This window comes from Saccharothrix syringae (assembly GCF_009498035.1).
Taxonomy (GTDB): domain Bacteria; phylum Actinomycetota; class Actinomycetes; order Mycobacteriales; family Pseudonocardiaceae; genus Actinosynnema; species Actinosynnema syringae.
The window spans coordinates 1173444-1198378 of record NZ_CP034550.1 but is presented as its reverse complement, the minus strand read 5'-3'; the positions used below and the strand labels follow the sequence as shown (position 1 = coordinate 1198378).

Annotated in this window: 21 protein-coding genes and 1 pseudogene; 14 read left to right on the top strand and 8 right to left on the bottom strand. The window is 74.1% G+C overall.

Going from position 1 to position 24935, the window contains the following annotated elements:
• The first annotated feature begins 120 nt into the window (after positions 1-120).
• The 8 genes from EKG83_RS05615 to EKG83_RS05580 all read left to right on the top strand — a co-directional run bounded on the left by EKG83_RS05615 (position 121) and on the right by EKG83_RS05580 (position 11052).
• Positions 121-1539 carry an MFS transporter gene (locus EKG83_RS05615; protein ID WP_033435612.1) on the top strand — a complete coding sequence of 473 codons (1419 nt, stop codon included), beginning with the start codon at positions 121-123 and terminating at the stop codon, positions 1537-1539.
• A gap of 187 nt (positions 1540-1726) precedes the next feature.
• Positions 1727-2167, top strand: coding sequence for a nuclear transport factor 2 family protein (locus EKG83_RS05610; RefSeq protein ID WP_033435611.1), 441 nt, complete (start codon positions 1727-1729; stop codon positions 2165-2167).
• A gap of 156 nt (positions 2168-2323) precedes the next feature.
• Positions 2324-3199: an ankyrin repeat domain-containing protein gene (locus EKG83_RS05605; RefSeq protein ID WP_051767005.1), complete on the top strand. Its 876-nt coding sequence runs from the start codon at positions 2324-2326 to the stop codon at positions 3197-3199.
• Positions 3200-3230: 31 nt separating this feature from the next.
• Positions 3231-5186: a maltotransferase domain-containing protein gene (locus tag EKG83_RS05600; RefSeq protein ID WP_033435610.1), complete on the top strand. Its 1956-nt coding sequence runs from the start codon at positions 3231-3233 to the stop codon at positions 5184-5186.
• Positions 5183-6874: a maltose alpha-D-glucosyltransferase gene (gene treS, locus EKG83_RS05595; protein ID WP_228122511.1), complete on the top strand. Its 1692-nt coding sequence runs from the start codon at positions 5183-5185 to the stop codon at positions 6872-6874. Before EKG83_RS05600 ends, treS begins: the two co-directional genes overlap by 4 nt.
• Positions 6871-8268 (top strand): maltokinase N-terminal cap-like domain-containing protein, encoded by a 1398-nt coding sequence (locus EKG83_RS05590; RefSeq protein ID WP_033436054.1) that lies wholly within the window; start codon positions 6871-6873, stop codon positions 8266-8268. The genes treS and EKG83_RS05590 overlap by 4 nt, the downstream gene beginning before the upstream one ends.
• On the top strand, positions 8265-10400 hold the full coding sequence (glgB, locus tag EKG83_RS05585) for a 1,4-alpha-glucan branching protein GlgB (RefSeq protein ID WP_153277895.1): 2136 nt from the start codon (positions 8265-8267) through the stop codon (positions 10398-10400). Before EKG83_RS05590 ends, glgB begins: the two co-directional genes overlap by 4 nt.
• A 103-nt stretch (positions 10401-10503) precedes the next feature.
• Positions 10504-11052, top strand: coding sequence for a nuclear transport factor 2 family protein (locus EKG83_RS05580; RefSeq protein WP_033430011.1), 549 nt, complete (start codon positions 10504-10506; stop codon positions 11050-11052).
• Between the two features lie 240 nt (positions 11053-11292).
• On the opposite strand, the gene EKG83_RS05575 is transcribed toward EKG83_RS05580, so the two are convergent.
• Both EKG83_RS05575 and EKG83_RS05570 read right to left on the bottom strand, forming a co-directional pair.
• Positions 11293-12687, bottom strand: coding sequence for a serine hydrolase (locus tag EKG83_RS05575; protein ID WP_033430012.1), 1395 nt, complete (start codon positions 12685-12687; stop codon positions 11293-11295).
• A gap of 97 nt (positions 12688-12784) precedes the next feature.
• Positions 12785-14338 carry a sulfatase-like hydrolase/transferase gene (locus EKG83_RS05570; RefSeq protein WP_033430013.1) on the bottom strand — a complete coding sequence of 518 codons (1554 nt, stop codon included), beginning with the start codon at positions 14336-14338 and terminating at the stop codon, positions 12785-12787.
• On the opposite strand from EKG83_RS05570, the gene EKG83_RS05565 reads away from it, so the two are divergent.
• Positions 14324-14992, top strand: coding sequence for a RibD family protein (locus EKG83_RS05565; protein WP_033430014.1), 669 nt, complete (start codon positions 14324-14326; stop codon positions 14990-14992). The two genes, EKG83_RS05570 and EKG83_RS05565, sit on opposite strands and share 15 nt — an antisense overlap.
• On the opposite strand, the gene EKG83_RS05560 is transcribed toward EKG83_RS05565, so the two are convergent.
• Both EKG83_RS05560 and EKG83_RS05555 read right to left on the bottom strand, forming a co-directional pair.
• Complete coding sequence (locus EKG83_RS05560; protein ID WP_051765330.1) at positions 14974-15369, bottom strand: DoxX family protein; 396 nt, start codon at positions 15367-15369, stop codon at positions 14974-14976. The two genes, EKG83_RS05565 and EKG83_RS05560, sit on opposite strands and share 19 nt — an antisense overlap.
• Positions 15354-16067 (bottom strand): CDP-alcohol phosphatidyltransferase family protein, encoded by a 714-nt coding sequence (locus EKG83_RS05555; RefSeq protein ID WP_033430015.1) that lies wholly within the window; start codon positions 16065-16067, stop codon positions 15354-15356. Before EKG83_RS05555 ends, EKG83_RS05560 begins: the two co-directional genes overlap by 16 nt.
• A 45-nt stretch (positions 16068-16112) precedes the next feature.
• Between EKG83_RS05555 and EKG83_RS05550 the strand changes: the two genes are divergently transcribed.
• Together EKG83_RS05550 and EKG83_RS46745 are read left to right on the top strand one after the other, a co-directional pair.
• Positions 16113-17075 (top strand): zinc-dependent alcohol dehydrogenase, encoded by a 963-nt coding sequence (locus tag EKG83_RS05550; RefSeq protein ID WP_033430016.1) that lies wholly within the window; start codon positions 16113-16115, stop codon positions 17073-17075.
• Positions 17076-17104: 29 nt separating this feature from the next.
• On the top strand, positions 17105-17788 hold the full coding sequence (locus tag EKG83_RS46745) for a creatininase family protein (RefSeq protein WP_033430114.1): 684 nt from the start codon (positions 17105-17107) through the stop codon (positions 17786-17788).
• Positions 17789-18175: 387 nt separating this feature from the next.
• Here EKG83_RS46745 and EKG83_RS47460 read toward each other — a convergent pair.
• The 4 genes and pseudogenes from EKG83_RS47460 to EKG83_RS05530 all read right to left on the bottom strand — a co-directional run.
• Positions 18176-18532, bottom strand: a pseudogene (locus EKG83_RS47460) (lysylphosphatidylglycerol synthase domain-containing protein); the annotation flags it as partial.
• A gap of 41 nt (positions 18533-18573) precedes the next feature.
• The gene (locus tag EKG83_RS05540) at positions 18574-19338 is read right to left on the bottom strand and encodes a class I SAM-dependent methyltransferase (protein WP_033430018.1); all 765 of its coding nucleotides are present in this window, start codon (positions 19336-19338) and stop codon (positions 18574-18576) included.
• Complete coding sequence (locus EKG83_RS05535; protein WP_033430019.1) at positions 19335-20297, bottom strand: glycosyltransferase family 4 protein; 963 nt, start codon at positions 20295-20297, stop codon at positions 19335-19337. The genes EKG83_RS05540 and EKG83_RS05535 overlap by 4 nt, the downstream gene beginning before the upstream one ends.
• On the bottom strand, positions 20294-20692 hold the full coding sequence (locus tag EKG83_RS05530; protein WP_033430115.1) for a 6-pyruvoyl trahydropterin synthase family protein: 399 nt from the start codon (positions 20690-20692) through the stop codon (positions 20294-20296). The genes EKG83_RS05535 and EKG83_RS05530 overlap by 4 nt, the downstream gene beginning before the upstream one ends.
• 92 nt (positions 20693-20784) lie before the next feature.
• Here EKG83_RS05530 and EKG83_RS05525 point away from each other — a divergent pair, with 92 nt between their 5' ends.
• The 3 genes from EKG83_RS05525 to EKG83_RS05515 all read left to right on the top strand — a co-directional run bounded on the left by EKG83_RS05525 (position 20785) and on the right by EKG83_RS05515 (position 24929).
• The gene (locus EKG83_RS05525) at positions 20785-21408 is read left to right on the top strand and encodes a GTP cyclohydrolase II (RefSeq protein WP_033430020.1); all 624 of its coding nucleotides are present in this window, start codon (positions 20785-20787) and stop codon (positions 21406-21408) included.
• A gap of 639 nt (positions 21409-22047) precedes the next feature.
• Positions 22048-23439 carry a protein kinase family protein gene (locus EKG83_RS05520; RefSeq protein WP_033430021.1) on the top strand — a complete coding sequence of 464 codons (1392 nt, stop codon included), beginning with the start codon at positions 22048-22050 and terminating at the stop codon, positions 23437-23439.
• Positions 23436-24929, top strand: coding sequence for a DUF4407 domain-containing protein (locus EKG83_RS05515; RefSeq protein ID WP_051765332.1), 1494 nt, complete (start codon positions 23436-23438; stop codon positions 24927-24929). Before EKG83_RS05520 ends, EKG83_RS05515 begins: the two co-directional genes overlap by 4 nt.
• Positions 24930-24935: the final 6 nt, after the last annotated feature.

Here is a 24935-nt window from a genome sequence, read left to right as displayed (position 1 = left end):
CGCACCCGCCCGCCCCCGCGCCCCTGAGCGCCGGCCGGAGCGAGGCGGGGCCTCGAACCCACGCGGCGCGCCTGCGGCACGAGCCGCGCCGCCGCGTCCTCTGAACTGGAGAAACCCACAGTGTCAACCCACGTCGACCCGGTCGACACCACCACCCGCAAACCCGACGACGGCAACCCGGGCCCGCTCGCGGTCATCGTCCTGGCCGCCGCGCTGGCGTTGGACACCAGCAGCGTCGCCGTGGTGAACGCGGCGTTGCCCGTGATCGGACAGGAGCTCAACATCGGCAGCAGCGGGTTGCAGTGGACGATGACCTCCTACGCGGTCACGTTCGCCGGCTTCCTGCTCTTCGGCGGGCGCGCGGCGGACGTGCTCGGGCGTCGCCGCGTGTTCACCATCGGGGTGGGGCTGTTCACGCTCGCCACGGTCGTGGCGGCGGTCGCTCCGGCGGCCGAGGTGCTGATGGTGGCCCGCGCCCTCCAGGGGATCGGCGCCGCGCTGTCGGGGCCCGCTTCGCTGGCCCTGCTCACCGAATTGTTCCCGGAGGGCCCGCGCCGCAACAAGGCCCTCGCCGTCTACACCTCCGTCGGCGCGTCGAGCTTCAGCGCGGGCGTGGTGATCGGCGGTGTGCTGACCGACCTGTTCAGCTGGCGCGCCGTGTTCGTGTTCAACCTGCTCATCGGGGTCGCGGTGCTCGCCGCCGTGAAGTCGGTGCTGCCGGCGGGCAGCCGGAAGCGCGAGAAGCTGGACCTCGGGGGCGCGACCTCGGTCACCGGCGGTCTGCTGCTGGCCGTCCTCGGGTTGAGCCAGGCCGGTCACTCCAGTTGGACCGACCCGCTGACCGTGGTGCCGCTGGTGCTGGCCGCGGTGCTGCTGGCGGGTTTCGTCGCCTGGGAGCGCCGGGCGGCGAACCCGCTGCTCCAGCTCGGCATCTTCCGGTTGCCCTCGGTGTCGGCGGCGACCGTGGCGGCCGTCGTGTTCTTCACCGCGGTGCTGGCCGTGCTGTTCTTCGCGCCGCTCTACCTCCAGGGGCTGCTCGGCTACACGCCGCTGCAGTCGGGGTTGGCGATCCTGCCGATGGGCGTCACGGTGGTCGTCAGCTCGAACGTCGCCGGGCGGCTGATGGCCCGCACCGGCCAGCGGCCCCTGCTGATCGCGGGTCTGCTGCTGATCGCGGCGGGTGTCGGCCTGTGGGCGGCCACCCCGCTGGGCGGCACGTACTGGCTGCACGTGTTCCCGGCCGTGCTCGTGATGAGCGTCGGGCAGGGCGTGGCGTTCGCGGGGCTGACCGCGGCGTCGCTGACCGGCGTCCCGCAGCACGAGCACGGCGTGGCGGGCGGCTTGAACGTCACCGCGCAGCAGCTCGGCGGCAGCGTCGGGGTGGCGGCCCTGGTGACGCTGGCCGCCACGGTGTCCGGGACCGCCGAGCCGGCGGACGTGCTGGCCGGCTACCACGCCGCCTACCTCGCCGCGATAGCCGTGATCGGGGTGGGCGTCGTCTTCATCGCCGTGCTCCTGCGGGGTGCGCGGCGCACCTGACCACCCGGCTCGGGGCTCCCGTTCCGCTTTCCCCCCAGGGTGGGGCGGGGGCTAGGTGCACAGGCTTCCCCGCGAGCGTGCACCGAATCCCGATCTTCGGCCCGGAGGTTCCCCAGACCTCCGGGCCGAGGGGTGTACTCCGTTGTTCCGCCTATCGAGTGAGGAAACCATGCACCGACGAATCGGCTTGGCCGCGTTAGTCCTGGCGGCGGTGGCCGCGTGCGGGGCGGAGCCCCCGCAGACCGGGCCGGAGACCCCGACGCCGAGCACGGAGGCCGTGCCCGTGTCCGACGCCGACCGGGCCGCGGCGCCCGGGTTGGCCGAGCGGTTCCTCCAGGCGGCCAACGCCGGTGACTCGGCGGCGGTCGCGGCGCTGTTCGCCGAGGACGCGCGGTTCGACAGCGTGGGCCGGATCTACCCGTCGCGCCGGGACATCATGGACCGGTTCCTCGACCCCGAGGTGATCGAGGCGGGCGGCAGGTACACCGTGACCGGGTCGGGTTGGTACGGCGACCGCTACCGCGTCGAGTACGACTACGACACCGGGCACGGCGGCAAGGAGGTCTTCTACTACGACTACCTGGTCCGGGACGGGCTGATCCAGGACGTCATCGGCCGCTACAGCTAGTCCGGTCGGCAGCACGGGACCCGCCGCGCGAGGACGCGGCGGGTCTCGCGCGTTTTGGGCATGTTGCCGCAGTAGCGGCCGGTTCCTCGTGTCCTGTGTGGATCGCTGCCAGCCTGGAGGCGAAGGGGATTTCGCCATCGCTGAAAGGAAATCCGCATGGACACCCGCAAGATCGTGGACGACTGGTACGGCGCCATCGGCCGCGGCGACATGGAGGCGATCACGGCCGGGTTGTCGCCGTCGATCGTGCTGGAGCTGCCGCAGGACCAGTGGAACGCGGTGATCCCGTACCTGGGCACGCACGTGGGCCTGAACGAGGTGGCCGAGGCGTTCCGGGTCCGCGCCGAGACCACCGAGGTGCTCGACTACGGGCTGCGCGGCCTGTTCGTGGACGGCAACACGGCGTGCGCGGTCGTCTACACCAAGGGGCGGCACACTCGCACGAAGGTGTTGTTCGAGATCGAGGACATGCACAAGGTGGTCCTCAACGAGCAGGGCAAGATCACCCACTGGAAGGTGTACTTCGACCCGAACACCGAGGTCAACGCCTTCAACGCGGACCGCGAGGAGCGCCTGCACGCGGCGACCGTCGCGGGTGACCTCGACGAGGTCCGCGACCTGCTGTCCTTCGGCGGCGACCCGAACCACCACGACCGGGGCACGGGCCTGACCGCGTTGCAGGTGGCCGCCGGTCGCGGTGACGGCGCGGCGGTCCGGGCGCTGCTCGGCGGCGGCGCGGACGTGCTGGTCACCGAGCGCTCCGGGCAGACCGCGCTGCACAAGGCGGCCGAGCAGGGCAGCGCCGAGGTCGTCGGCGCCCTGCTGGGCGCGGGGGCGGTCGTGGACGCGCCGGTCGCCACCACCGGTCAGACGCCGCTGCACGTCGCGGTCCGGCACGGCAACGCCGAGGCCGCCCGCGCCCTGCTCGCCGCGGGCGCCCGCGCGGACCTGGTCGACCACCTCGGCCGCACCCCGCTGGACCTGGCGCGCGAGCTGCTCGCGCCGGAGGTCGTGCGTGCGCTGTTCGCCTGAGCGACCGGATCGACCCGAGGGGAGGGCTGCAGTGAGCGGGCGGTTGGTGGTCGACGACGTGACCCCGGAGGTCGCCTCGGGGCGCCACCCGGCGAAGGCCGCGGTCGGCGAGCACGTGCCGGTGGTCGCCACGGTGTGGCGGGAGGGCCACGACGCGGTCGCCGCGACGGTGGTCTGGGAGGGGCCGGGCGGCGCCGGCCGGACCGAGGTGCGGATGGCGCCGGCGGAGCCGGGCCTGGACCGGTGGCACGCGACGGTGGTGCCGGACCGGGTGGGCCTGTGGACGTTCCGCGTGGACGCCTGGAGCGACCCGTGGACCACGTGGCGGCGGTCGGTGGTGGCGAAGCTGGCCGCGGGCCACGACGCCGAGCGCCTGGCCAACGACCTGGAGGCGGGGGCGCGGCTGCTGGACCGCGCCGCCCGCCGCCTGCGCCGCCACGCGCACCGGCCGCTGCTGCGCCTGGCCGCGGCGGCGCTGCGGGAGCGCGGGCACGGCCTGGCGCGGCGGGTCGAGCCGGCGCTGTCGGACGCGGTGGGCGGGGTGATGCACCGGCACCCGGTGCGGGAGCTGGTCACCAGGGGCAGGGCGCACCACGTGTGGGTGGACCGGCCCGAGGCGCGGTTCTCCGCCTGGTACGAGCTGTTCCCGCGCTCCACCGGCGGCGTGGACGCCGACGGCGAGCCCGTGCACGGCACGTTCGCCACGGCGGAGGCGGAGCTCAAGCGGATCGCCGACATGGGTTTCGACGTGCTGTACCTGCCGCCGATCCACCCCATCGGCGAGGTCAACCGCAAGGGCCGCAACAACAGCACCACCGCCGAGCCGGGTGACGTCGGCTCGCCGTGGGCCATCGGCTCGAAGGACGGCGGCCACGACGCGGTGCACCCGCTGCTGGGCACGGTGGCGGACTTCCGCCGCTTCGTGGCGCGGGCGCGGGAGCACGGCCTGGAGGTGGCGCTGGACCTGGCGCTCCAGTGCGCGCCCGACCACCCGTGGGTGGTCGAGCACCCGGAGTGGTTCACCACCCTGCCGGACGGGTCGGTCGCGTACGCGGAGAACCCGCCCAAGCGCTACGAGGACATCTACCCGCTCAACTTCGACAACGACCCGCGGGGCCTGTACCGGGAGGTGCTGCGGGTGGTGCGGCACTGGATCGCCCAGGGCGTGCGGATCTTCCGGGTCGACAACCCGCACACCAAGCCGCCGCACTTCTGGCACCGGCTGATCTGGGAGGTCAAGGCGACCGACCCGGACGTGCTGTTCCTGTCCGAGTCGTTCACCCGGCCGGCGCGCCTGCACGGCCTGTCCCGCCTCGGCTTCACCCAGCACTACACCTACTTCACCTGGCGCACCGCCAAGCGGGAGCTGGAGGAGTTCGGCCGGGACCTGGTCGAGCACGCCGACGAGGGCACGCCGAACCTGTTCGTCAACACCCCGGACATCCTGCACGAGTCGCTGCAGACGGGCGGTCCGGGCATGTTCGCGCTGCGCGCGGCCCTGGCGGCGACCCTGTCGCCGTCGTGGGGCGTGTACTCGGGCTACGAGCTGTTCGAGCACGAGCCGGTCGGGCCGGGCAGCGAGGAGTACCTGGACTCGGAGAAGTACCAGCTGCGGCCCCGCGACTTCACCGGCGACACCCTGGCGCCGTGGCTGACCAGGCTCAACCAGATCAGGCGCGCCCACCCGGCGCTGCGGCAGCTGCGCACGCTGCGGTTCCACGCCACCGACAACGACCGGCTGATCGCCTACTCCAAGACCGACCCGGCGACCGGCCGCGCGGTGGTCTGCGTGGTCACCCTCGACCCGGACCGGCCGCAGGAGGGCGTGGTCGAGCTGGACCTCACCGCGCTCGGCCTGGGTCCGGGCGCGCGGTTCACCGGGCGCGACGAGGTGACCGGCGAGGTCTTCGACTGGGGTGCGACCAACCGGGTCAGGCTCGACCCGGCGACCGCGGTCGCGCACATCGTGTCGGTGGGGGAGGCGTGACCGCGTTGGACGAGGGCAAGGCCCGGCCGCTGCCGGTGGACCCGGAGTGGTTCAAGCGCGCCGTGTTCTACGAGGTGCTGGTCCGCGCGTTCAACGACGCCGACGACGACGGCACCGGCGACCTGCGCGGCCTGGCGGCCAAGCTGGACTACCTGGAGTGGCTGGGGGTGGACTGCCTGTGGCTGCCGCCGTTCTACGCCTCGCCGCTGCGCGACGGCGGCTACGACATCAGCGACTTCCGGCGGGTCCTCCCGGAGTTCGGCACCGTGGAAGACTTCGTGCACCTGCTCGACGAGGCCCACCGCCGCGGCATCCGCGTGATCACGGACCTGGTCATGAACCACACCAGTGACGCGCACCCGTGGTTCCAGGCGTCGCGCAACGACCCGGACGGCCCGTACGGCGACTTCTACGTCTGGAACGACGACGACCAGAAGTACGCCGACGCCCGCATCATCTTCGTCGACACCGAGACCTCCAACTGGACCTACGACCCGGTGCGCGGCCAGTTCTACTGGCACCGCTTCTTCTCCCACCAACCCGACCTCAACTACGAGAACCCGGCCGTCCAGGAGGCCATGCTCGACGTCCTGCGCTTCTGGCTCGACCTGGGCATCGACGGCTTCCGCCTCGACGCCGTCCCCTACCTGTTCGAGGAAGAGGGCACGAACGGCGAGAACCTGCCGAAGACGCACGACTTCCTGAAGCTGTGCCGCAAGGTCGTGGACGACGAGTACCCCGGCCGGGTGCTGCTGGCCGAGGCGAACCAGTGGCCGGCGGACGTGGTGGAGTACTTCGGCAACCCCGAGGTCGGCGGCGACGAGTGCCACATGGCGTTCCACTTCCCCCTCATGCCGCGCATCTTCATGGCCGTGCGCCGCGAGTCCCGCATCCCGATCTCGGAGATCCTGGCGCAGACGCCTGAGATCCCCTCGGGCGCCCAGTGGGGCATCTTCCTGCGCAACCACGACGAGCTGACCCTCGAAATGGTCACCGACGAAGAACGCGACTACATGTACGCGGAATACGCCAAGGACCCGCGGATGAAGGCCAACATCGGCATCCGCCGACGCCTGGCACCCCTGCTGGAGAACGACCGCAACCAGCAGGAACTCTTCACCGCCATGCTCCTGTCCCTCCCCGGCTCGCCCGTGCTCTACTACGGCGACGAGATCGGCATGGGCGACAACATCTGGCTCGGCGACCGCGACGGCGTCCGCACCCCCATGCAGTGGACCCCCGACCGCAACGCCGGCTTCTCGCACGCCGACCCCGGCCGGCTGTACCTGCCCACCATCGCCGACGCGGTCTACGGCTACCAGGGCGTCAACGTCGAGGCACAGCTGCGCACCACCTCGTCGCTGCTGCACTGGACGCGGCGGATGCTCGCCGTGCGGCGCGCGCACCCGGCGTTCGGCCTGGGCACGTTCACCGAGCTGACCTGCGCGAACCCCAGCGTGCTGGCGTACCTGCGGGTGCACGGCGACGACCTGGTGCTGTGCGTGAACAACCTGTCGCGGTTCCCGCAGCAGGCCGAGTTCGACCTGGCCGACTTCGCGGGCAGCCTGCCCGTGGAGCTCACCGGCGGCGTGGTGTTCGCGCCGATCGGGACCGACCCGTACCGGCTCACCCTGCCCGGTCACGGTTTCTACTGGTTCGCCGTCCACCGCATGGGAGAGGCCCGATGACCGCACGAGAGGAGACCGGCACCGACCTGCGGCCCCGGCTGGCCCGGGCCCTGGCCGCCTGGCTGCCGTGGCAGCGCTGGTTCGGCGGGAAGGGCAGGCCGGTCGCCGGCGTGGACGTCGAGCGGACGACCGAGCTGGTCGACGAGCGCCCGTCCGGCGGGCCCCTGGGCCTGCTGGTGGTGGTGTCGGTGCGGTTCGCCGACGGCGGCGGCGCCGAGCGCTACCAGGTGCCGATCGGGGTGCGCACCACGCTGCCGGACCGGCTCGCGCCCGCCGTGATCGCCGGGTTCGACGGCTGCGTGGTGTACGACGCGACCGGGGACGCCGACCTCAACGCCGTGCTGCTGCGCCTGGTCGGGCAAAGCGCCACGCGCGACGGCGTCGCGTTCACGCCCGAGGCCGGCTTCGCCGGGTCGAGCAGGCGCGGCCTGGTGGGGCGGCCCCTCGGCGCCGAGCAGTCCAACACCTCGATCGTGTACGGCGACCGGTACATCCTCAAGCTGTACCGGCGGCTCGCGGCCGGGGTGAACCCGGACCTGGAGGCGCACCGGGCGCTGCGGCGCGCCCGGTCCCGGCACATCGCCGCCCTGCTCGGCTCGATCGAGGGCGAGGTGGACGGCGCGCCCGCCACCTTCGGCATGGTGCAGACCTTCGCGGCCAACGCGGCCGAGGGCTGGGCCATGGCGATGACCAGCGTCCGCGACCTGTTCGCCGACCCGGACGCGCCGCCGGGGGGCGCGGGGGCCGACTTCGCCGCCGAGGCGCGCCGGCTGGGCGGCGCGGTGGCCGCGGTGCACGCGGACCTGGCCCGCGAGCTGGGCACCGGCACCGCCACCCCGGCCGCGCTGGGCGCCGGGATGCTCGCGCACCTGGACGCGGCGCTGGCCGCGGTGCCGGAGCTGGCGCCGCACGCCGACCGGCTGCGGGCCGCGTTCGCCTCCGTCGCCGACCTGCCCGGCGCCGTTCCGGTCCAGCGGGTGCACGGCGACCTGCACCTGGGGCAGGTGCTGCGCACGCCCGCCACCTGGCTGCTGATCGACTTCGAGGGCGAGCCGGCCGCCCCGATCAGCGAGCGCACCGCCCCGCAGTCGCCGCTGCGCGACGTCGCCGGGGTGCTCCGGTCGCTGGACTACGCCGCGCAGCACCAGCTCCGGCTGTTCCACCCCACGCCGGAGCTGCGCCGGCGGGCCCGGCAGTGGACCGCGCACAACCGGGAGGCGTTCACCGCCGGGTACGCCGAGGCCGCGGGGTTCGACCCGACCGGTCGGCTGCTGACCGCGTTCGAGCTGGAGAAGGCCGTGTACGAGGCGGTGTACGAGACGCGCAACCGGCCCGACTGGGTCGACATCCCGCTGCGCGCGGTGCGGCGGCTGCTGGGGGAGGAACCGGAATGACCGTCGAGCTGTCCCTGCTGGACGTCGGGGCGCCGGACCCGGCGGCGGTGGACCGGCTGCTGGCCGGCACGCACACCAACCCGCACCTGGTGCTGGGCGCGCACCCCCGGCCGGCGGGCGCGGTGGTGCGGGCGTGGCAGCCGGGCGCGTCGGCGGTGACCGCGGTGACCGACCGGGGCCGGTTCCCGCTGGTCGGGCTGCGGGACGGGCTGTTCTCCGGCGTGCTGCCGGTGCGCCCGGACCGGTACCGGTTCGAGGTGGTCCGCGGCGACCGGGTCGAGCTGGTGGACGACCCGTACCGGTGGCTGCCGACCGTGGGCGAGCTGGACCTGCACCTGATCGCCGAGGGCCGCCACGAGCGGCTGTGGGACGTGCTCGGCGCGCACCCCCGCGAGCTGGGCGGCGTGCCCGGCACGGCGTTCGCGGTGTGGGCGCCGAACGCGCGCGGCGTGCGGGTGTTCGACCTGCCCATGCGGCGGCTCGGCGGCGGGGTGTGGGAGCTGTTCGTGCCGGGAGTGGGCGCGGGCGCGGAGTACCGGTTCCGGGTGCTGGGCGCGGACGGGGTGTGGCGGGACAAGGCCGACCCGGTGGCGTTCGCGGCCCGGCCGCCCGCCTCGGTGGTGCACGCCCCGGCGCACGCGTGGGGCGACGGCGAGTGGCTGGCCGCGCGGGCCGCGACCGACTGGTCCCGCGCGCCGATGTCGGTCTACGAGGTGCACCTGGGCTCCTGGAAGCCCGGCCTGGGTTACCGGGAGCTGGCCGACGAGCTGGCCGACTACCTCACCGGGCACGGGTTCACCCACGTCGAGCTGATGCCCGTGGCCGAGCACCCGTTCGGCGGGTCGTGGGGCTACCAGGTCACCTCCTACTACGCCCCCACCTCCCGGTTCGGCTCCCCCGACGACTTCCGCTACTTCGTCGACCACCTCCACCGCCGCGGCATCGGCGTGATCATGGACTGGGTGCCCGCGCACTTCCCCCGCGACGAGTGGGCGCTCGGCCGCTTCGACGGCGCGCCGCTGTACGAGCACCCGGACCCGCGGCGCGGCGAGCACCCCGACTGGGGCACGCTGGTGTTCGACTTCGGCCGCAACGAGGTGCGCAACTTCCTCGTCGCCAACGCCCTGTACTGGATCGAGGAGTTCCACGTCGACGGCCTGCGCGTCGACGCCGTGGCCTCGATGCTCTACCTGGACTACTCGCGCGCCGAGGGCGAGTGGGAGCCGAACGTCCACGGTGGACGGGAGAACCTGGAGGCGGTGCGGTTCCTGCGGGAGCTGAACGCGGCCGTCCGCGAGCACCACCCCGGTGTGGTGGTGATCGCGGAGGAGTCCACCACCTGGCCGGGCGTGACCCGGCCCGCCGACGACGGCGGCCTGGGCTTCGGGTTCAAGTGGAACATGGGCTGGATGCACGACGACCTGCGGTTCTTCGGCCTGGAACCGGAGCGGCGGGCGGCCAGGCAGGGCGAGGTGGCGTTCTCGCTGAGCTACGCGTGGAGCGAGGACTTCGTGCTGCCCCTGTCGCACGACGAGGTCGTGCACGGCAAGGGCTCGCTGTGGCAGCGCATGCCCGGCGACGACCGGCTCAAGGCGGCGTCGCTGCGGTCGCTGCTGGCGTTCATGTGGGCGCACCCCGGCAAGCAACTGCTGTTCATGGGCGGCGAGTTCGGCCAGCGCGGCGAGTGGTCCGAGTCCCGGTCGCTGGACTGGCACCTGCTCGACGACCCGCTGCACGCGGGCGTGCGGCGGCTGGTGGCGGACCTGAACGCGGTGTACCGGGCCTCCCCCGCGCTGCACGAGCTGGACACCGACCCGGCCGGGTTCGCCTGGGTGCACGCCGACGACCTGGTGCTGGCGTTCCTGCGCCGCGGCGGCGACGACGTGGTGGCGTGCGTGGCGAACCTGACCGACACCGCCCGGCCCGACTACCGCGTCGGCCTGCCGCGCGCGGGCGCCTGGCGGGAGGTGGTCAACACCGACGGCGCCGACTACGGCGGGTCGGGCACGGGCAACCCCGGGGCGGTGGTCGCGGACGCGACGCCGTACCACGGCCAGCCCGCGTCAGCGGTCCTCACCCTGCCGCCGATGGGCGTTTTGTACCTGACGCCCGATACTCATGCGCATGTGTAATCGCCGCGAGTATTGGACTGGTCACGCTCGGCGACCGTACGTTCGAGGTGCCGGCGGATCCCCCACCCCGACGGGATCCGCGCCCCCTCGACCAGGAGTGAGCATGACGACGCAGAACCGTGCAGGTGTGTCCCGGGCCGATGTGCTGCGCGGCGCGGGGATGACCGCGGTGGGCGTGGCGGCGGGCTCGCTGCTCGGCACCGGCGCCGCGACCGCCTCCACCGGCGGGCAGGAGCACCCGAACGTCAAGCTGATCAAGGACTACTACGAGGCGTACGCCTCGGGTGACCTGAACCGGTTGCGCCGGTTCTTCGCCAACGACATCCGGTGGACCATCCCCGGCCACCACCCGCTGTCGGGCACCAAGGTCGGCGTGGAGGAGGTGCTGGCGTTCTTCGCCGAGCTGGGCCGGGCCGGGTTCCGCGCGGAGCCCATCTCCCTGGCCGCGGACGGCGACTGGGTCATCGACCTGCACCGCGGCTGGAGCACCAGGCCCGAGGGCCTGGACATCACGTGGGCCCTGGCGTTCCGCATCCGGGCGCGGCGGATCGTGGAGGCGGTCAACTTCGCGTCCGACCAGCACGCGGCCGACCGGTACTTCTGGGACGCCTACCGGCTGGCGCCCCTCCCGGACCGGCTCCACCGCCGGTGAGGTGCCGGCCGGGTGGCCGGGTCGGCGGTGGCCCGCTCGCCGGTGGCCACGTCCACGACCTCGTGGGCGGCGTGGCGGAAAGGTCCGCGACCACCCCTGGCGGGTCGGCCGACTGCTCGCGGTTGCCGACCGCGATCGTCAAGTGGGCAGGTCCAGCGCACAGCAATCGTTTGCGCGCTGCCGGGAACGACGGGAGCCCGCCGACCGGGCAGGTCGGCGGGCTCCCACGACACCTGGACGTCAGCGCAGGCGGGTCATGATCCGGTCGACGGCCCTGCCGAGCTTGGCGTACTTCTCCGTGTAGAGCACCGGGAACACGCCGGGCGGGTCGGCGGGCCGGTAGGTGTCGACGTAGTCGGTGCCGAGGTTGCAGAACACCGCCACGATGTAGTTGCGCTTCGCCTTGCCCGGCAACGACTTGACGATGCCCGCGTCACTGCCGGTGGTGTCGACCCAGCCGTTCTTGTGCCCGTAGGTCACCTCGGCGGCCGCGTCGCAGGGGCGCACGTCGCGGTCGTACACCGCGTCGCCGACCGTGACCGTGCCGTCGGGCTGGACCCACCGCGGCGGCGTGACCTGCGGGATGCCCTGGACCGGGTACTCGCGGCCGCACCAGTTGGTGGTGGACAGCATCTCGTTGTGCCCCTGGTCGTCCAGGGTCCGGCGGAAGAACTCGCGCGACGACGCGCTGAGCGCGTCCCGGGTGACCGGCCGGCCGGCGTCGGTGACCCACAGCACGCCGTGGCCGCCGTTGACCAGCAGGAGCAGCTTGGCGGTGTCGAGGGCGCTCATGTTCGAGCCGATCCACCGGCCGCCGTTGTCGGGGTTGGTGCCGGTCACCATCAGGGTCGGCATGCCCAGCTCGGCGAAGGTCCGGTTGACCTCGTCCCACGCGCCGAGGTCGTGGATCATCTTGATCAGCGCGCAGGTCGACTCGTTCTGCGACCGGGTGATCATCTCGTCGAAGAACCGCCGGACCGGCTTGGTCTGCGCGCCGCCGCAGTTCGGGTTGACCGTGACCGGCCGGTAGTCGTAGGGCGCGTCCAGGTCCACCCGGCCCGCGTCGGCGAGCCTCAGCACGCCGAAGCCCACCATCAGCTTGAGCACCGACGCCGGGTAGGGCGAGGAGAAGTCGATCGGCGCGCCCTCCCGGCCGGGCAGCACGTCGCGCGTGCCGCGCCCGCCGTTGACGTCCCACTCGGTGTCGTCCCACCAGCGGTAGCGGACCTGGTCGGTGGCGAGCTCCACCCTGTTCACCGGGACCACGACGCCCTGCGGGTACTGCGGGCTGAGCAGCACGTCCGCGATGGCGGCGGGGCGGCCGAACCGGTCGAGCTCGATGACCGCGAGGTCCAGGTTCGGCGTCTGGTGCAGCGGCCTGGCCGCGGCGGCGCCCAGCCGGGGCTCCGCGGGGGGCGCCGAGTCGTACTTCTCCGGCGCGCCCGCCCGGGACGCCGCGACCAGCTCCGGCGGCGTCAGGTCGAGCACGTCCTTGAAGTCCTGGGCGACCACGGCCTGGCGCAGCCGTTCCGCGAGCCGGCCGTGCCCCGGCTCGGCCGCGGACACCGTCGTCGTGCTCCCGACCAGGACCGTCGCGGCGGTCAGCGCCGTCGCCGCACGTCGGAACGCAGTCATGCAGTAACCCCCTGTCGATCCGCCCGAGCACCCGACCGTAGAGCATCGGGCACGAATGCGTGAACCTGTCGGGAAAAAACCGACCGCGGGGGGCTGTTCAGCGGAACGCGTCGAGGAACCGGTCGCGGAAGGTGCTCATCGGGGCCACCGGCGCGTCCGGCGCGGGCTTCAGCCCCTCGGTCCACCCCCAGCCGTCGGTGCGGGCCATCACCGACGCGTCCCGGGTGACGACGGTGACCGGCACGTCGTGCCCCGCCCCGGGACCGGTGACGAGCTGCGCGGGCTGGTGGTCGCCGAGGAACAGCAGCACCAGGTCGTCGTCCCCGTAGGTCTCCACGTAGGACACCAGCGTGTCGACCGAGTACGCCACCGACCGCCCGTAGTCCGCGCGCACCTCCGCCGGGTCGCGGCCGAAGATGCTGTCCGGCGACTCCTCCCCCGCGACCATCGCGCCGAACACCGAGCCGTCGCCCACCTCGTCCCACGGCACCGCCGAGGGCACCGGCGCCCACGGCGCGTGGCTGGACAGCAGCGGGACCACCGCCATCACGGGTTCGTCGCGCGGCCCGCGTTCCAGGCGCTGCACCGCCGCCAGCGCGTACTGGTCGGGCATGGTCGCGTAGCCGAACCTGGGTCCCGCGTAGCCGACTTCGCGGGAGTCGTAGATGCGGTCGTAGTCGAAGAACTCCCCCTCCGGCCAGGCCCGGGTGATGCCCGGCACCACGCCCACCGACCGCCACCCCGCCCGCCGGAACGCACCGCCCAGCGTCAGCCGGTCGCCGGAGACCAGCGTGCGGTACCGCTGCTGGTTGTCCACCCACAGCCCGGACAGCAGCGTGGCCTGGGCCAGCCAGCTGCCCCCGCCCGCCGTCGGCGAGGTCAGGAACCCGCTGCGGGACCGGTAGCCGAGGCCGGCCAGCCGCCGCGTGCCGCCGTCCAGGGCCGCGGCCACGCCGGGGTCGTCAACCGCGTCGCGCCCGTAGCTCTCCACGAACGCCAGCACGACGTCCTTGCCGCGCAACGCCGTCAGCAGCTCGTCGCCCGGCACGTCCCCGAACGCGTCCACCGCCGACTCCGCCTCGAACGCGGACCGGTCGCGCAGCCCCACCGCCACCGCGCGCCCGTGGTCGCGCAGCATGGTCAGCGCGCCGTGCGAGGCCACCGGCGCGCTCAGCGCGCACACCGCGGCCGCCGCCACGACCCGCGTCGCCGTCGTGCGGTGCGCGGCCACCAACCCGCCCAGCCGCACCGCGGCACGCGTCACCAGCACCACCAGCGCGACGGCGAGCACCACCGCCAGCACCACGGCGGCGACCGCGGCCGCCCGGCCCAGCGTCACGTCGACGTAGTCGACCGCGGGCGTGAGCAGCGGCCAGTCCAGCACCAGGTCGAACGGCCGGAACAGCACGTAGTCGGTGCCGATGTCGAGCAGCTTCACCACCAGCAGCACGCCCAGCAACGCGCCGCAGCCCACCGAGAAGGGCCGCCGCCACCGCCGCGGCAGCACGAGCAGCAGCACCGCGCCCAGCAGCGCCTCCACCGGCACCCGCAGCAGCGCCGCGGGCGTGAACAGGTCCAGGTCGGTCGGGGCGACCAGGGCGAACAGCACCAGCAGGGCCGCCAGTACGGTGGTCGCATGACCCGACCGCACGTGCTGCTCAGCGTCGCGGTCAGCGTGGACGGCCACATCGACGACCGGGACGTGGCGCGCTTCCCGCTGTCCAACGCCGAGGACTTCGACCACGTCGACCGCCTGCGGGCCGAGTCGGACGCGATCCTGGTCGGCGCCGCCACCCTCCGCCGGGACAACCCCCGCCTGCTGGTCAACAACCCGCGGCGCCGGGCCGAGCGGGTCGCCGGCGGCCGGCCCGAGCACCCGCTGAAGGTCACCGTCACCCGCACCGGCGCCCTCGACCCCGAGCGCGCGTTCTGGCACTGCGGCGGCGGGAAGCTCGTCTACACCACCGACGACGGCGCGGTCGCCGCGCGGGCCGTGGCCCACCTGGCCGACCTGGTGCCCCTCGGCGCCACCCTCGACCTCGGCGCGCTCCTCGACGACCTGGGCGCCCGCGGCGTGCGGCGCCTCATGGTCGAGGGCGGCGGCCAGGTCCACACCGCGTTCCTCGCCGCCGGGCTCGCCGACGAGATCCGGATGGCCGTCGCGCCCATGCTGATCGGCCAGGCCGACGCACCGCGCTTCCTCAACCCTGCCGCGTTCCCCGGCGGACCGGCCCACCGCTTCCACCTCGAAGACGTGTCCAGGCTCGGCGACGTCGCCGTGCTCCGCTACTTCCCCAAGCGCTGACCGCGCCGCCCCGGGACGCGCACGTCGTCCCAGCACAGCAGGGCCGTCGCCACCGACAGCGCCAGCAGCAGCGCGGGCAGCACCGCCGCCTCCGGGTCGCCGAGGATGATCAGCTCGGTGATGACCGCGCCGGTCATCACGGCCGCCAGCCCGAGCGCGGCGAGCCCGCCCAGCAGGGGCACCAGCAGGCCCAGCCCGCCCGCGACCTCCAACACCCCGGTCACGTACCGCAGGCCCTGGCCGAAGCCGATCCGGTCGAACTTGCCGACGAAACCGTCACCGAACAGCGACAGGCCGCTGTAGACGAAGTACGCGCCCAACGCCACCCGCAGAACCCACACCGCCGCGGTGCGCGCGGTGCTCACCTGGACCGACACGACCCTTCCCTCCCACTGCGGAACAACCACGCCACGTCACGCCCGAACGACCACACCAGCGCCGCCAGGGCCAGCCCCACCAGGGCACCGGTGCCGGGCACCAGCCCCGACACCGCGACCACCAGCACGACCCCCTGCACCGCGGCCACGACCTTGCGCGCGGAACTCGGCGGCAGGTCACCGCGCAGCCAACCCCACACCCACGAGGCGGCCACGAACGCGTACCTCAGCAACCCGATCGCCAGCACCCACGGCCCGAGCAGCCCGGCCACGTGCGCGCTGAGCACCAGGATCAGGAACGCGTCGACCTCCATGTCGAACCGCGCGCCCAGCGCCGACGCGGTGCCCGTGCGCCGCGCCACCCGGCCGTCCACGAAGTCCAGCGCCAGCGCGACCGCCGCCAGCGCGACGACCACGGCCGTCTCCGCCGACCGGCCCGCCACCAGCGCGGTCACCCCGCCCACCAGCAGGCCGCGGGCCGAGGTGACCCGGTCGGCGGGACCCAGCCGGTGGCCGGCGCGCTGCACCGCGTCGCCCAGCAGCGCCTGGTTGGCCACCGCGTAGGCGGCGCCGGCGAGCCAGCCGACGGGCCCGAGGCCCACCGCGGCCTCCAGCAGGCCGAGCAGCAGGACCTGCGCGCCCGCCCACGCGGCGGGCTCCCGCACGGTCGGCGCCGCGCTGTGCTGAAGTGTGGTCATCGCGCCCCTCGTGGCAGTGGGCCCCGCTCTCGGAGGTTTTGATACATGACACGCACGGCGAGGGCCCTCTGGTTCACCTCCGCGGGAAATTGCGCGATTCGGGATGTCGCACTGCCCGAACCCGGACCTGACGAAGTACTGGTGAAGACCCTGCACACGGGAATCAGCCGCGGCACCGAGTCCCTGGTGCTGCGCGGTGGCGTGCCCGCCAACCAGCACGACGTGATGCGGGCGCCGTTCCAGGAGGGCGACTTCCCGTGGCCGGTCAAGTACGGCTACCTCAACGTCGGCGTGGTCGAGCAGGGTCCCCTGCTGGGCCGCACGGTGTTCTGCCTGTACCCGCACCAGACGCACTACGTCGTGCCGGCCGCCGCGGTCACGCCCGTGCCGGACGCGGTGCCCGCGCCGCGCGCGGTGCTGGCGGGCACCGTGGAGACGGCGGTCAACGCCCTGTGGGACGCCGCGCCGCTGGTGGGCGACCGGATCGCGGTGGTGGGCGGCGGCATGGTCGGCGGCAGCGCGGCGGCCCTGCTGGCCCGCTTCCCGGGCGTGCGGCTGCAACTGGTGGACGCCGACCCGGCGCGTGCCGGACTCGCCGCGGCGCTCGGGGTGGAGTTCGCGTCACCGGAGCGGGCGCTGGGCTCGTGCGACCTGGTGGTGCACGCGAGCGCCACCGAGGCGGGCCTGGCGCGGTCGCTGGAGCTGCTGGCGCCGGGCGGCCGCGTGGTCGAGCTGAGCTGGTACGGCGACCGGCGCGTGGCCGTGCCGCTGGGCGAGTTCTTCCACTCGCGGAGGCTGCGCGTGGTCGGCAGCCAGGTCGGCGCGGTCGCCCGCCCCGACCGCACGCACGCGCAGCGCCTGGCCCTGGCGCTGGACCTGCTGGCCGACCCGGTGTTCGACGCGCTGGTCACCGGGTCCAGCCGGTTCGACGAGCTGCCCGACGTGCTGCCGCGGCTGGCGAGCGGCGAGCTGCCCGCCCTGTGCCACCGCGTGGACTACGGGGGCTGAAATCCCCGGGGTTGGCTACCGTGCCGGTCATGTTCCCGCCCGACACCACCGCCGACGCCCGGGACCGCGCCGCGACCGTCGCCGTGCTGCCCGTCGGCAGTCACGAGCAGCACGGCCCGCACCTGCCGCTGGCCACCGACGCGGTCGTGGCGTGCGCGATCGCCCGCGCCGTCGCCGACGCCCACCCGGTGCAGCTCCTGCCGCCCGTCACCATCTCCTGCTCGCACGAGCACGCCGCGTGGCCCGGCACGGTCAGCATCTCCGCGCGCACGCTGCACGCCGTCGTCACCGACATCGCCGACTCGCTGCGCCGGTCCGGCGTGCCGAACCTGGTGCTGGTCAACGGGCACGGCGGCAACTACGTGCTGTCCAACGTGGTGCAGGAGTCCGAGGGCATGGCCCTGTTCCCCGCCTCCGGGGACTGGCACGAGGCCCGGGCGCGCGCCGGGATCGAGACGTCGTCCTACAGCGACATGCACGCGGGCGAGCTGGAGACGTCGATCCTCCTGCACACCAACCCCGAGCTGGTCCGCCCCGGCTGGGAGACCGCCGACGAGCTGGCCGAGGACCGGCGGCACATGCTCACCCTCGGCCTGGCGCCCTACACGCGGTCCGGTGTGGTGGGACGGCCGTCGCTGGCCTCGGCGCGCAAGGGCGAGGCCGTGCTCGCCGCCCTGGTCGAGGCGTTCCCCGCCTACCTGCGGGTGTTCTGAGCGGATGCCTCCCGGCCGGAGCAGCGGCACCAGCCCCGGCGTGCTCGCCACCAGCGCCAGCACGCCGTACACGACCCCGGTCGTCACCCCCTGCGCCGCGCCCAGGCCCGCGGTGCCGAAGGCCACCGCCAGGAACGCCTCGCGCGGCCCGAACCCGCCGACGTTCAGCGGCACCGCCATGACCAGCAGGGCGAGCACCGCCAACGGCACCAGTTGCGCGAGCGGGGCCCGCACGCCCGCCGCGGCCGCCGCGACCGCGAACAACGCCACGTGCCCCGCCACCGCCGCCAGCGACAGCAGCACGACCCGGCGCACGTCGCGCGACCAGGCCAGCGCCACCGCGGCGGCGACCGCGCCGGTCACCGCGACCACCGGCGGCCCCAGCGCCACGGCGCCGACGGCGACCAGCACCACCTGCCCGGCCGCGCGTTCGACCACCACGGCGCGCACGCCGCGCTTGACGTCCCCGGCCCGCCGCCCGTGGTCGACCGCCCGGTGCGCGTCGCCCAGCACGCCCGCGGGCAGCACCGCGTTGAGCAGCAGGCCCCGGTAGTAGTCCGACACGGCGGCGGCCGGCCGCAGCGGCAGCCCGGCGCGGCGGGCGACCACGCACCACCGCCACGCGCAGCACACCGTGGTCACCACCCCGATGCCCAGCGCGGCCGCCGCCGACCACGGGTCGACCGCGCGCAGCCCGGCCGTGAACGCGTCCGTGCCCAGCCGCCACGCCAGGACCGCCAGCACGGCGCCCGCGAGCGCCAACCGCAGCCACGGCCACCAGCGCCTCACCCGGGCACCGCCAGCAGGTCCTCGTGGTGGACCACGACCTCCGGCCCGCCGGCGAGCCTGCGCCGCAGGTAGTCGGGCGCCACGTCGGCCAGGTCCGGCTCCTGCTCGACCGCCGCGCCGACCCAGCCGCGCAGCCACTCCGCGGCCAGCCCGCGCCGCTCCGGCCCCAGCCGCCACGGGCTGGGACTGGTCGTCACCCGCGCGCCCAGCTCCGCGAACGCCGCCGCGGCCACGCCCACCGCGTCCGGCCCGAGCAGCCCGCCGCGCCGCTGGTGGTCGTTGAACGCGGCCTGGAACCGCGCGTCCAGCGGCTCGGGCGAGGCGAACTCCACCCGGCCCACCACCGACAGCGCGAACAGCGCCGGCCGCCCGGCGCACGCCGCCGCCAGCCCGCGCACCTGCCCGGCCGTCAGCACGTCGAGCAGCGCCGACGCGGTGACGAGCGAGGTGCCGGCCAGGTCGGCGGCGGTCAGCGCGGCGAGGTCGCCCACGTGCGCCTCCACGGTCACGCCCGGCCCGGTCACCTCGGACCGCGCCAGGGCGAGCAGCCGGGCGTCGCGGTCGTGCAGCACCCAGTGCTGCGGGCCGGGCAGCCGCCCGGCGAGCCACCGCCCCAGAGAACCCGTTCCACACCCGATATCACGCACCACCAGGGGTGGTGGGTTCAGATGGATCTTGAGGGCGTCGACGAGGTCCACCGCGCGGGCGTCCGCGTCGGCCGGTTCGCGCAGCCGCAGCCACGCCGGGGAGAAGGCGCTCATGGCCGCAGACTAGCCAGCACCTCGGCCAGCGCGGCCGCTGTTTCGTCCCATGTGGACAGTCGGGTGCGACGGCGGCGCGCGCGCAGGCGCAGTTCGTCGCGCCAGGCCGCGTCGGCGAACCAGTGCCGCAGCGCCCGCCCGAACGCCGCCGCGTCCCCCGGCGGCAGGAGCACCCCGCCGTCGCCCAGCGCGTCGGGCACGGCGCTCGCGATCACCGGCAGGCCCCGCGCCAGCGCCTCGGTCACCACCATGCCGTAGGTCTCGGCGCGGGAGGCGAGCACGAACAGGTCGGCCCGCGCGTACTGCGCGTCGAGGTCCGCGCCGACCAGCGGACCGGTCGCCTCCACCCGGTCGTCCAGGCCGGGCGGCGGCTCGCCGGGGCCGACGAACGCGCAGGTCCACGGCGCGTCGACGGTGCGGAGGGCGGTGAGCAGCACGTCGTGGCCCTTGCGCGGGGTCAGCGAGGCCACGCACAGCAGCCGCGACGCGCCGTCGGTGCCGGGCGCGAGCGGCGCCGGGTCCACGCCCGGCGGGACGACGCGCACGTCGCGCAGCCCGTGGTGGGCGGCCAGCCACCGGGCCGCGTCCGGGCTGGTCGCCACCACCGCGTCGACCGCCCGCAGGCACTCGCGCTCGCGGGCGTCGAGGTCGGCCGCGACCGGCGCGGGCAGCCCGACCTCCCGGACCAGCGGCAGGTGCACCAGCACCGCCACCCGCACCCGGCCGACGTGCGGCCGGACCAGCTCCGGCACCCCGCACGCGACCAGGCCGTCCAGCAGCGCCACGCCCCCGTCCGGCACGCCCGCCAGCGCCCGCGCCAAGCCCGCCCGGTCCCCCTCGCGCGGCCACCGGCCGCCGACGTGGACCGGGCGCAGGCCCAGCAGGTCCGCGACCCGGCGGTCGAAGGCGTTGCCGCCGCTGGGCACCACCGGTTCGGGCAGGACGAAGTGGACCGTCACAGGGCCCGTTCGTAGGACGCCCAGGCCACGTGCGACTCGTGCAGGGTCACCTCGATCCCGGCCAGCCCGCGCGCGTGCTCGCCCAGCTCGCCCGCCAGCACGTCCTCGGCGAGCCGGTCCGCGATGTGCCTGGCCAGGAACTCCGTGGAGGTGTTGACCCCGGCGAACGCGGGTTCGTCGTCGAGGTTGCGGTAGTTGAGCCCGTCGAGCACGGCCCGCAGCCGTTGCGTCGCCAGTCCGATGTCGACGACGATGTTGTCCGGATCGAGATCGGTCCTCTTGAACCGGGCGTCCACCACGAACGTTGCCCCGTGCAGGCGTTGTGCCGGGCCGAACACCTCGCCGCGGAAGCTGTGGGCGACCATGACGTGATCACGTACGGTGATGCTGAACAGGGTGACCTCCACCACGCGAGCGGGTTACGGTGCAAGTTGTGCCGACCGAGCGTAGTGATTGCCCGGCCGGTTTGGGGTGACGAGGGAGCCGGATGCGCGAACGACTGTTCAACGACGACGACGTGGCCGAGTCCGAGCTGGTGACGCGACGCGGCGTGTTCCGCGCCGTGGCGTTCCGGATCGCGGGCCACGAGCACATGGCCCTCGTCCACGGCGAACCCCGGACCGGGAACGCGTTGGTGCGCGTGCACTCCGAGTGCATGACCGGCGACATCTTCCGCGCCATGCGCTGCGAGTGCGGCGACCAGCTCGACGCCGCGCTGGACCGGATCGTCACCGAGGGCGGCGGGGTGCTGGTGTACCTGCGCGGCCACGAGGGCCGGGGCATCGGCCTGGTGGCCAAGGTCAGGACCCACGTGCTCCAGGACGAGCAGGGGTTGGACACCCTGGACTCGGCCACCAGCCTCGGCCTGCCGGTGGACGTCCGCGACTACGCGCCCGCCGCGATGATCCTCCGGCACCTCGGCATCCGCTCGGTGCGCCTGATGTCGAACAACCCGGACAAGGTCGAGGCCCTGGAGGCGCACGGCGTCCGGGTCGCCGCCCGCGTCCCGCTGCTGACGCCGCCGAACCCGCACAACATCGGCTACCTGACCGCCAAGCGCGACCGCCTCGGCCACGACCTGCCCCAGGTGGACACCTTCGCCACCGGCTGAGCACGGCCCACCCGGCACCGGGCCCGGTGCCGGGTGGGCCGCCGCGCCCCGGCGGCGCGACTCCCCGCCGTGGTTTCCCGCACACCGGGAGTCGATTCGGACATCGAGCACTCCCGCCAAGAGGCGGACCCGCACCCCGAAGTCGCAAAAATACCGGTCCACGAATTACGCGACCTCATTTTTGCGGATTGACCCGCGTCCGGGCAAACACACCGTCGGTAGCATTCGAAGTCGGCGAGAATACTTAGCAAGCCACAAGCAAGATCGCCTCGCCAAACGAGACACATTAGCTACCACATCGTTACCGGAAGCCCGTTCAGGCTGGCAGCGGGCCCGCCGGGGTTTTCCTACCGGCGTTCGAAGAATTCGCACCCGATGCATCGTCCCACCCGGTTGCCCGCCTGTCCGCGGACCGTGGCGCCGACCTGTTCACCGAAGTCAGACCATCCGGCGGTAACGAGCGCCGCCCGTCACCCGATTGAGCCGGCGTGATACCGGCCCACAGCCGGCGCCGTGCGCACCGGGAAATCCGACCCCGGCTTGCCGCTACTGTTCCGTCACCTCCATCGGGGCGACCGATAGCCAATGCCGTTCATTGCAGAGAGGGAATCCGTGGGGAAATCCTCGTCCGGCACCGTCATGACCATCACACCCGCCGACCTGGGCGCGCTCGGCGACCAGCTCGGCAAGGGCGGCGAGGCGACCGTGTTCGACCTGCCCGACCTGGCGCTGCCCGATGCGCCGGGCCCGCTGGTCTACAAGCGGTACCGCACCCCGCCCGAATCGCACGGCCTGCGACGCGTCGTGGCGTCCCGCGAGGCCCTCGACGACACCGGGCGCGCCCGGCTCGACGGCCTGGCCGCGTGGCCCGTGCGGGTGGTGGAGGAGCACGGGCGGGCCGCCGGGGTCGTCCTGCCCCGCATCCCGGCCCCCTTCTTCGACCGCGTGCTGCGCAACTCCGGTGTGAAGCACTCCCTGCGCGAGGTGCAGAACCTGTTCGTCGCCCCGGACCGCGCGCTCAAGGTCGGCCGACCCGCCCCGGACGCGCGGCAGCGCCTGCGCGTGTGCCTGGACTTCGCGAGCGGCCTGGCGTTCCTGCACGAGGAGCTGAAGGTCGTCTTCGGCGACCTCAACGCGAAGAACGCGGTGTTCCGGCTCGACGCCCGGCCGATGGTGATGTTCATCGACTGCGACGCGGTGCGCCCGGCGGGCGTGGTCGCGGTGGTGCGCCAGCTCAACGCCCCCGACTGGGACCCGCCGGGGGCCGAGCGCGACGTGCTGTCCCGGGCGACCGACCACTACAAGCTGGGGTTGTTCGTCCTGCGCTGCCTCACCCCGGGACCGCAGGGCTCGACCAACCGGGACCCCGGGCGGGCCGCCGGGGTCCTGGACGCCGAGGGGCTCGCGATGCTCCGGCGGGCGCTGGGCACCGACCCCGCCGCGCGGCCGACCGCCCGCGAGTGGGAGCAGCGGCTGCGACGCCTGCTGGGCGAGGCCACCGCCCCGCCGCGCCTGGTCGACGTGCGGCTGGACCGCGCGTTCGTCCTCGCCGGGTGGCCCGTCGAGGTCGCGTGGGAGGCGGAGGAGGCGCACGAGGTCGAGGTGGTCGCGGCCGGCCGGGTGTCCAGGGTGGACGGCCGGCCCGGCCGGGGCAGCACGCCGGTGGTGCTCGACGCGACCGGCCCGGTCCGCGTCCGGGTGCGCAACGACCTCGGTGCCGACGAGCGCGAGGTCGGCCCGGTCACCGTGGTGCCGCCGCCGCGGTTCGAACCGCTGACCGTGCCCGTGCCCGAAGTGGGGTGGCCCTCGTTCACCGCACCCCCGCCGCCGACGCCCGGCCTGCCACCGCTACCGGTGCTCGACCTGCGCCCCGGGACGCGGGCCCCCGTCCCGAACGGCACCCGGGCCGTCGACCCGCCCGCCCTGCCCGTGCCGCGCGCGATGGCGTTCCCACTCGACCTGCGGGCGATGTTGACCGGATCACCCGGGATCGCCCTCTGGTCCCGCGACGGCGAAGGAGCGGGCCGATGAGCTTCTCCCTGTGGCTGGCCAGGCTGTCCGGCGCCAGGACCTCGATCCTCCAGAAGGCACCGGGCGACGTGAACAAGCACGCCGCGATGGGCGGCGTGCTGCTGAGCACGGCCGGCGTCGCCGCCGTGTCGGCGTTCTTCGCCCTGCACTCCGTGCTCGAACTGCCGCTCGCCGCGGCGGTCGCCGTCGGGCTGCTGTGGGGCGTGGTCATCTTCAACCTCGACCGCATGCTCGTCGTCACGATGACGCGCGGCCACGGCCTGCTGCTCAACCTGCTGGCCGCCCTCCCGCGGGTGGGGCTGGCCCTGGTGATCGGCTCGATCATCTCGATGCCCCTGGTGCTGCGGATCTTCGAACCGGAGATCAACAGCGAGCTCGTCGTGATGCAGGCCGAGGCCACGACCGCGAAGCAGCAGAAGTACGACGAGGCGTACGGCAGGATCAAGGAGCTGGAGGGCGTCGAGGCGGAACTGCTCGCCGTCGTCTCCGGCCGCGCCGCCACGTCCGTCACCGACGACCCCGAGGTGAAGACGCGCAAGGCCGAGTTGGACGCCGCGGAGAAGACCTACCAGGACGCGGCGGCCTCCGCGCAGTGCGAGTACGACGGCACCTGCGGCACGGGCGTGCCCGGTGACGGCGAGTCCTACCGGCAGAAGAAGCGGGCCGCGGACGAGGCCAGGGCCACGCGCGACCGGGCCCGGGCGGCCCTGGACGAGACCACCGCGAAGGTGAGCGGGCGCCTGGAGAGCGGCAAGGCCACCGACACCGAGAACGCGCGCAAGCGGCTGCCCGAGGTGCAGGCCGACCTGGCACGCCTGCGCGGCGAGCGGGAGGAGATGGAGAAGCGGGGCAGCACCGCGACCGCCTCCGACACGGGCCTGCTGGCCAGGCTTGAGGCGCTCGACCGGATCACCGAGGGCCGCGGCAGCGGCGGGCAGGCGCACCTGGCGCTGTTCCTGCTGTTCCTGTGCATCGAACTGCTGCCGGTCATCGTCAAGCTGCTGTCGGGCATCGGACCCGAAACCCTCTACGACCGGATGCTGCGCCGCACCGACGACGGCTCGGACGCCGACGACAAGCTGTGGGCCGACCGCGACCGGGACCTGGCGGTCGACCGCGCCGACCAGAAGCTCGCCATGCAGCGGCAGGAGCTGGACGCGCAGACCCGGGCGCACGCCAGGACCACCCAGCTCGTCGCCGACAAGCAGTTCGAGATGGCCAAGAAGGCCATCGACGTCTGGGCGCGGCTCGCGCAGCAGCGCACCGACCAGGAGCTCGACCAGTGGATCCGGCAGCACGGCGGCCGGGCCGCCGCCGCGCCCACCACCCGCCCGGCGGCCAACGGCTTCGACATGACCGTGCCCTTCAAGCCCGTCGGCGGCTTCGGCCCGACCGGCACCGCCGACCACACGACCCCGATCCCGTTCACGCCGCTCCCCGGCGTGAACGGCGTCCGCCCCGGCACCTCCGGCCCGATCCCCCACCCCTGACGGGAG